Annotated in this window: 7 protein-coding genes; all 7 read left to right on the forward strand. The window is 59.2% G+C overall.

Going from position 1 to position 6353, the window contains the following annotated elements; genetic code table 11:
- Positions 1-43: 43 nt before the first annotated feature.
- The 7 genes from ACLTXB_RS14330 to xseA all read left to right on the forward strand — a co-directional run bounded on the left by ACLTXB_RS14330 (position 44) and on the right by xseA (position 6328).
- Positions 44-616, forward strand: a complete 573-nt coding sequence (locus ACLTXB_RS14330; protein WP_428227475.1) for a hydrolase — start codon at positions 44-46, stop codon at positions 614-616.
- A 264-nt stretch (positions 617-880) separates the two neighbouring features.
- A complete protein-coding gene (locus ACLTXB_RS14335; protein ID WP_428227476.1) occupies positions 881-2026 on the forward strand; it encodes a sodium ion-translocating decarboxylase subunit beta in 1146 nt (381 codons plus the stop codon).
- 19 nt (positions 2027-2045) lie between these two features.
- On the forward strand, positions 2046-2174 hold the full coding sequence (locus ACLTXB_RS14340; RefSeq protein ID WP_008980554.1) for an OadG-related small transporter subunit: 129 nt from the start codon (positions 2046-2048) through the stop codon (positions 2172-2174).
- 309 nt (positions 2175-2483) lie between these two features.
- Positions 2484-3446 (forward strand): cell wall hydrolase, encoded by a 963-nt coding sequence (locus ACLTXB_RS14345; RefSeq protein WP_428227477.1) that lies wholly within the window; start codon positions 2484-2486, stop codon positions 3444-3446.
- A gap of 220 nt (positions 3447-3666) precedes the next feature.
- Positions 3667-4161, forward strand: coding sequence for a transcription antitermination factor NusB (gene nusB, locus ACLTXB_RS14350; protein WP_008980556.1), 495 nt, complete (start codon positions 3667-3669; stop codon positions 4159-4161).
- Between the two features lie 2 nt (positions 4162-4163).
- The gene (locus tag ACLTXB_RS14355; RefSeq protein WP_428227478.1) at positions 4164-5108 is read left to right on the forward strand and encodes a DNA-binding protein; all 945 of its coding nucleotides are present in this window, start codon (positions 4164-4166) and stop codon (positions 5106-5108) included.
- Positions 5105-6328 (forward strand): exodeoxyribonuclease VII large subunit, encoded by a 1224-nt coding sequence (xseA, locus tag ACLTXB_RS14360; RefSeq protein WP_428227479.1) that lies wholly within the window; start codon positions 5105-5107, stop codon positions 6326-6328. The genes ACLTXB_RS14355 and xseA overlap by 4 nt, the downstream gene beginning before the upstream one ends.
- Positions 6329-6353 lie beyond the last annotated feature (25 nt).

The following is a 6353-nucleotide window of genomic DNA, read 5'->3' on the forward strand; positions in this document are numbered from 1 at the left end:
GGTGTACTCACACCTCTATCTTCACACTTGGGAGGAGATCGCTATGACAAGAGAGCAGGCCTGGGCATTGCTGACCCAGTATAATAAGGAGCCCTTCCACCTCCGCCACGCCATTACGGTGGAGCATGTGATGGGCTGGTTTGCCCAAAAACTGGGCTACGGGGAGGAGAAGAAGTTCTGGTCCCAGGTGGGTCTGCTCCACGATCTGGATTTTGAGATGTGGCCGGAGGAGCACTGTGTCAAGTCTCAGGAGCTGATGCGCGAGGCTGGCGTGGATGAGGCCATCATCCGGGCCACCGCCTGTCACGGTTGGGGCCACTGTGTGGACATCAAGCCGGAGCACGAGATGGAGGAGGTGCTCTTTGCCTGCGACGAGCTGACCGGACTGATCGGTGCTGCCGCTCTCATGCGTCCCTCTAAGAGTGTGTCCGATATGGAGCTTAAATCCCTGAAAAAGAAGTTTAAGGATAAGAAGTTTGCCGCCGGCTGCTCCCGGGATGTGATCGCCCAGGGGGCTGAGATGCTGGGCTGGGATCTGGATAAACTGCTGGATCTTACCCTGTCCGCCATGCGGGATGAAGAAGAGGCCATTGAGGCCGCTGTGGCTGCCCTTTAACAGAGAGAGCCGGGGGATTGGGGTTGACAACCGCTTTTTCCCATGTTACCATGAAACCACAAAGGGGAGTAGTCGGCACAGCGTCTGCTGTGCGGTAGGACCAACAAGCATGGGGGAGTCATCCCTCTGGTTTTGCCTGAAATGACCAGACCTGCGTTCCGAATCGGAACGCAGGTCTTTTTTCTTACCCGTCTGGGCAAACTCTACCGTGCGGAGCACTGTCTCCCAAAAATGCCGGCGCAGATCAACAAGGGAGGAAATCACATGGAATTTTTGTGGGAAAGCCTGCTGTCCATCACCTGGCAGCAGCTGGTCATGTATGTTGTGGGCGGATTGCTCATCTGGCTGGCCATTGAGAAAGGCTTTGAGCCCGCCCTGCTCTTGCCCATGGGGTTTGGCGCTATCCTGGTCAATCTGCCTACTTCGGGCGTGATCAACCAAGTGACCGCCGGAGTGGGGGAGACCCACGGCATTATCCAGTGGCTCTTTGAGGTTGGCATCAGCGCCAGTGAGGCCATGCCCATCCTGCTGTTCATCGGCATCGGAGCCATGATCGACTTTGGTCCCCTGCTGGCCAACCCCAAGCTCTTCCTGTGCGGCGCCGCTGCCCAGGCGGGCATCTTCCTCACCATCCTCCTGGCCGCTGCCCTGGGCTTTGATATGAAGGACGCCGCCTCCATCGGTATCATCGGCGCCGCTGACGGCCCCACCTCCATCCTGGTCTCCCAGGTGCTCCACTCCAACTATGTGGGAGCCATCGCGGTGGCTGCCTACTCCTATATGGCCTTGGTACCCATCATCCAGCCCTTTGCCATCAAGCTGGTGACCACTAAGAAGGACCGGGCCATGCGGATGCCCTATCGGGTCCAGGGCGTGTCCAAGCGGCTGCGCATCCTGTTCCCCATTATCGTCTCGGTGATCGCCGGGCTAGTAGCCCCCTCCTCGGTGGCTCTGGTGGGCTTTCTCATGTTCGGCAATCTCATCCGGGAGTGCGGAGTGCTCACCACCCTGTCTAAGACCGCCCAGAATGAGCTGGCCAACCTGATTACTCTGCTGCTGGGCATCACCATCTCCTTCTCTATGAAGGCGGACCAATTTGTAAAGCCTGAGACGCTGCTCATCATGGTGCTGGGCCTGGTGGCCTTTGTGCTGGATTCTGTGGTGGGTGTACTGTTTGTGAAGGTGCTCAACCTCTTCACCCCCAAGAACAAGATCAATCCTATGGTGGGTGCGGCGGGCATCTCCGCCTTCCCCATGTCCTCCCGTGTCATTGAAAAGCTGGGACAGGAGGCCGACCCCCAGAATCATCTGCTGATGCACGCAGTGGCCGCCAACGTATCCGGACAGATCGCCTCGGTGGTGGCTGGCGGCGTGATCCTGCAGTACTGTGCCACCCATATGATCGGCTGAGCGTAAGGAGGAGACGAATATGAACATGGAAAACATCGGCCTGGCCTTGGAGATGATGGGCCAGGGAATGCTGGGTATCTTTGTGGTGCTGGGCGTCATTGCCCTGCTGGTGGCGCTGATGCAGAAGATCGATAACCGAAAAAAATAAGAAGATATATTTCTAACAGCTCCGCTGCGGCGGAGCTGTTTTTATGGAAACCCGAGCGGACGGAGATAGCGTGGAGTTGTGAAAAATGAGAAGGGGAAAAAGTACACAAAAATGCCGGAATAAATGAAAAATCGCCGCTTTTTTCAGTAGAACAGAAAAAATGCACAAGTAAAACAAGGAAAGTATAGTGATTTTTGCCCTTGTTTCCGGGGCTCCATTTGATTACAATGTGGTAACAAAAGTAACAGCCTGTTGCTTTTGATGTCATAATTGTTGACATAATTTTGTAACTAAATAGGAGTGAAGACAATGACACGAAAGCTGTTTTCGCTGACGCTGAGCGCCTTTGCCTTGCTTCTCCTGATGGGTGCCGGGGTGGAAGAGGATTCCGCCGGGCAGATCCAAACTGAGAAAGGGCCCCGTGGGGCCCAGTTGGTTCAGGCCAGCGAAACTCACGATCAGGAAGCAGACCAGGCTCACATGGTGACCGCAGTGGCGGGCTCCAGCGTGCTGACTCTGGTAGAGGACATGGACCGGACCTTGACGGTTGACGGCAAGCCGGTCTCCTCGGAGGTAAGCAAGACTCAGAAGAGCGGAACGACTTATGTGGCTCTGGTCCCTATGGCCAAGGAGCTGGACTCCTCCGTCTCTGTTGTTTGGGACGGCGGCAGTCAGACCGTGACGGTGCGCAGCAGCAAGCTGAATTTGACCGCCAAGGTTGGACAGCTGTATCTGGTGGCCAACGGCCGCTACCTGTACATCCCTGAGGGAGTACAGCTGGTAAACGACCGGGTGACGGTCCCTCTGTCCGTGCTGACCGAGGCCTTTGACGCCTCCCTGACCTGGAACGCCGCCACCGGTGTGGTGGCTGTGACCCGGGGCAGCGGTGCGCTGACCCCCGCGGACCAGTATTATAACCAGGACGACCTGTTCTGGCTGTGCCGTATCATTTACGCCGAGAGCGGAAACCAGCCTCTGGAGGGCATGATGGCGGTGGGCAACGTAGTGCTCAACCGGGTCAACGACCCCATCTATCCCAACACCATCGTGGGCGTGCTGGCTCAGAAGAACCAGTTCACCACCTATCAGTCCGGCAAGCTGGCCTACCGCACCCCCAATGAGAACAGCGTCATCGCCGCCAAGCTGGTGCTGGACGGCGGTGTCGTGGAAGAGACCAAGGGAGCCACCCATTTTGACTCCTGCAGCAACAGCTGGGCCTCCCGACATAAGACCTGTGTGGCCGTGATCGGCGGTCATCGGTTCTACGCTTAAAAAACGTGATCCGTCCGGATTTCCGGGCGGATCACGTTTTTTCCATATTCAGGAGATTATGCAGAGAAGAAGGGAGCAGGGGTGCGGGTTTGTGAATTTTAGGGCTTCCTTTTTTGCATATTCATGTATATAATATACCTTGTGAAATCAGCGTTTCCACAAGTGCGTTTTACTTTGGAACGAAAATGAACGCAGGTTACTGCGCCACGGAGGAGTCACTATGACAAGAAGTACGGCCCGCGAGATTGCGGTGCATCTGATCTTTTCTCTGGGCTTTGGCACCCAGAGCGCTGAGGAGGTCCTGGACAGCGAGCTGACCCGGGAGCGATTTGAGGAGCTGGGTGGGGAGTCCCAGCTGTATGCCCAGTTCCCCAATGAGAAGCAGGAGCGGTATATCCGTGACCTGGTGCGCGGGGTATTTGCCCATGGACCGGAGCTGGACGACTACATTGCCCGCTATGCGGTGGGCTGGTCTTTTGCCCGCATCCCACGCATGGCAGCAGCCATTCTGCGCACCGCCATGTATGAGGTGCTGTATATGCCGGATATCCCCAACGCCGCCGCCATCGACGCCGCGGTGGAGATGACCAAGAAGTATGAGCCCCAGGAAGTGGCCGCCTTTGTCAACGGCATTCTGGGTACCTTTGTGCGCACGGAGTTTCCCGATACCCCCGCTAAGCCGGAGAAGAGCGACTCTGCCGGCGAGGAGGAGTAAGTATGTCCGTCTTGGCGCTGGACACCAGCAACTACACCACCTCTGCGGCGGCCTTTGACGGCCGGGAGGGGGAGAACGTGGGCCGGCTGCTTCAGGTGCGCCCAGGTGAGCTGGGTCTGCGGCAGAGCGACGCCCTGTTCCAGCACGTCAAGCAGCTGCCTCAGCTGATGGAGCAGCTGGCGTCCCAGGGACAGCTGGAAAATATCCAGGCCGTAGGAGCCAGCACCCGCCCCCGGGCGGTGGAGGGCTCTTACATGCCCTGCTTTTTGGCGGGAACCAGCCAGGCCCAGTGTCTGGCCCGTACCTTGGGTGTACCCTTTTTTGCCTTCTCCCACCAGCAGGGACATCTGGCGGCGGCAGCCTGGTCCGCCGGGCGGCTGGATCTGCTGGAGGGGCCGTTTTTGGCCTGGCATTTGTCGGGGGGCACCACCGAGCTGCTGCGGGCAGAGCCGGAGCAGGATGGAGTAGCTATGACGGCGGAAATCCTGGGAGGGACCAGCGATATTTCCGCCGGGCAGCTCATCGACCGCACCGGTGTGCTGCTGGGTCTCCAGTTCCCCGCGGGCAAGGCGTTGGATGGACTCAGCGCCCAGGCGGAGAAGGTAAAACCGTTCCCAGTAAAGGTGGAGAACTGCACCTTCTCCCTGTCGGGTATTGAAAATAAGGTAAAGCAGATGTCGGAGAAAGGGGAGGCCCCGGAGACTGTGGCCCGCTTTGCTCTGGAGACTGTGGCCCGGGCGGTGGTGAAGGCCACTCGGCAGGCGCTGGAACGCTTCCCGGGACTGCCTGTGCTGTGCTCCGGAGGTGTGGCCTCCAATTCTCTGCTGCGCCAGGTAATGGAGCGGGAGTGCGGAGCCATCTTTGCTCAGCCCCGCTTTTCCACCGACAACGCCATGGGTACCGCCATTTTGACCTGGCGGGCTCTGGAGCCGGAGAGAGCCCAATGAGACAGGAAGCGTCCATCCTCACCCCCAGTCAGGTGGGACAATATATCAAAGGCTTTATGGACCGGGACCGGCTTCTGTCCGGCCTGTTGGTGCGGGGGGAGCTGTCCAATTATAAGATGTATCCCTCCGGTCACCACTACTTTACTTTGAAAGACCGGGAGGGAGCCCTACGGTGCGTGATGTTCCGGGGGGATGCTGCCTCCCTGCGTTTCCGGCCTCAGAACGGGATGCAGGTCATCGCCGCCGGGCGGGTGACCGTCTTTCCCCGGGACGGGCAGTACCAGATGTACTGCGTCCGCCTCACCCCAGAGGGTGCGGGGGACCTGTTTGTAGCCTTTGAACAGTTGAAAGAACGATTGCTGCGCCAGGGACTCTTTGCTCAGGAGCACAAGAAGCCCTTGCCCCGGATGCCGGGGCGCATCGCTCTGGTGACTTCTCCGGCGGGAGCTGCGGTACGGGACATGCTGCGCATCCTGGGGGCCCGTTGGCCCATGGCACAGGTGCAGATCCTGCCCGTGCGGGTCCAGGGAGAGGGAGCGGCGGAGGAAATCGCTGCTGCCATCCGTTGGGCCAACCTTCACCAGGTGGCTGACCTCATGATCACCGGGCGAGGCGGCGGATCCATGGAGGACCTGTGGGCTTTTAATGAAGAAGTGGTGGCCCAAGCCATCTATGACTCTAATATCCCGGTGATCTCCGCTGTGGGCCACGAGCCTGATGTGACCATCGCTGACTTTGTGTCCGACCTGCGGGCGGCGACCCCATCCAACGCCGCCGAGCTGGCGGTGCCCGACCAGAATGAGGTGTATGCCGCTTTGCTGGGCAGCAAGCAGCGCATGGAGCAGGCGATGCGTCAGCGGCTGCTGCGCGGTCGCCAGCAGCTGGAGCGGCTGGGAAAGAGCCGGATGCTTACCGACCCCAAGGCCTATGTCCAGGATAAGCGGGTGCTGCTGGATTACCAGAGCCGCCGCATGGACCAGGCCATGACCAATCTGTTGGCGGTTAAGCGGGCACGGACGGGACAGCTGGCCGCCGCTCTGGACGCCATGAGCCCTCTGAAGGTCCTGGGCCGGGGCTATGCCATCGCCCAGAAGCAAGACGGAGGCATCATCGCCCACACCGGCGATGCCGCGCCTGGAGAGCGATTCCGACTGCGGGTGTCAGACGGGGAGCTGCCCTGCCGGGTGGAGGAAACCACCGCGTGTGATACGGCCCAATAACGGGCCGGGAAAGGATGTGCCATAT

The organism is Flintibacter sp., assembly GCF_046973065.1.